The following is an 866-nucleotide window of genomic DNA, read 5'->3' as shown; positions in this document are numbered from 1 at the left end:
CCCTCTCGGAGCCTTCGCATGACCCTGCATATCGGCCTTCTCGTCTTTCCGGGCGTCCAGCAACTCGACCTCACCGGCCCGCACGACGTGCTCGCGTCGCTGCCGGACGCAACCGTCCATCTGGTGTGGAAGTCCCGCGACGCGGTCGCGTCGAGCAGCGGCCTCGCGCTCGCGCCGACCTGTACGTTCGACGACTGCCCGCCGCTCGACGTGATCTGCATCCCGGGCGGCATCGGTATCAACGAACTGCTGCTCGATGCCGAAACGATCGCGTTCGTGCAGCAGCGCGCGGCCACCGCGCGCTACGTGACGTCGGTCTGCACGGGCTCGCTGCTGCTGGGCGTGGCGGGCCTGCTGCGCGGGCGGCGCGCGACGACGCACTGGGCGTTCCACGCGCTGCTCGAACCGCTGGGTGCGATACCCGTGCGCGAGCGCGTCGTGCGTGACGGCAACCTCGTCACGGGCGGCGGCGTGACGGCCGGCATCGACTTCGCGCTGACGATCGCCGCGGAGCTGGTCGGCGACGAAGCCGCGCAGGCGATCCAGCTGCAACTCGAATATGCGCCCGCGCCGCCGTTCGACGCGGGCTCGCCCGATACCGCGCCGGCCGCGGTCGTGAAGCGCGTCACCGAACGTTCGGCCGCCGGCTTCGCGAAGCGCAAGCAGATCATCGAGCAGGCGCTGCGCGCCACGTCGCGCTGAATGCGGAACGGGAGATGCGGATGCCGGAAAAATCACTGGAAAGCAGCGCACGCGCGTGCCGGAGAACACCTCGATGAACATCATCCGGAGTGCCGCATTCACGGCGGACCGCGCGTGGGGCGCCCTCGACATCGCGACCCTGAACGGCATCACGGTGCGGCTGC

Annotated in this window: 1 protein-coding gene and 1 pseudogene; both read left to right on the top strand. The window is 70.1% G+C overall.

What is annotated here, in order from left to right:
- The first annotated feature begins 18 nt into the window (after positions 1–18).
- Positions 19–702 (top strand): DJ-1/PfpI family protein, encoded by a 684-nt coding sequence (locus tag JMF90_RS38790; protein WP_011546131.1) that lies wholly within the window; start codon positions 19–21, stop codon positions 700–702.
- Positions 703–775: 73 nt separating this feature from the next.
- A pseudogene (locus JMF90_RS38785) lies at positions 776–866 on the top strand (cupin); the annotation flags it as partial.

This window comes from Burkholderia sp. E168m23, assembly GCF_016586125.1.
Classification (GTDB): Bacteria; Pseudomonadota; Gammaproteobacteria; order Burkholderiales; family Burkholderiaceae; genus Burkholderia; species Burkholderia orbicola.
This window is presented reverse-complemented; position numbering and strand designations above follow the sequence as displayed.

Bases quoted from the DNA above. Each gene is read 5' to 3' on its own strand.
- JMF90_RS38790 (WP_011546131.1), top strand. From the start codon at position 19: ATGACCCTGCATATCGGCCTTCTCGTCTTTCCGGGCGTCCAGCAACTC.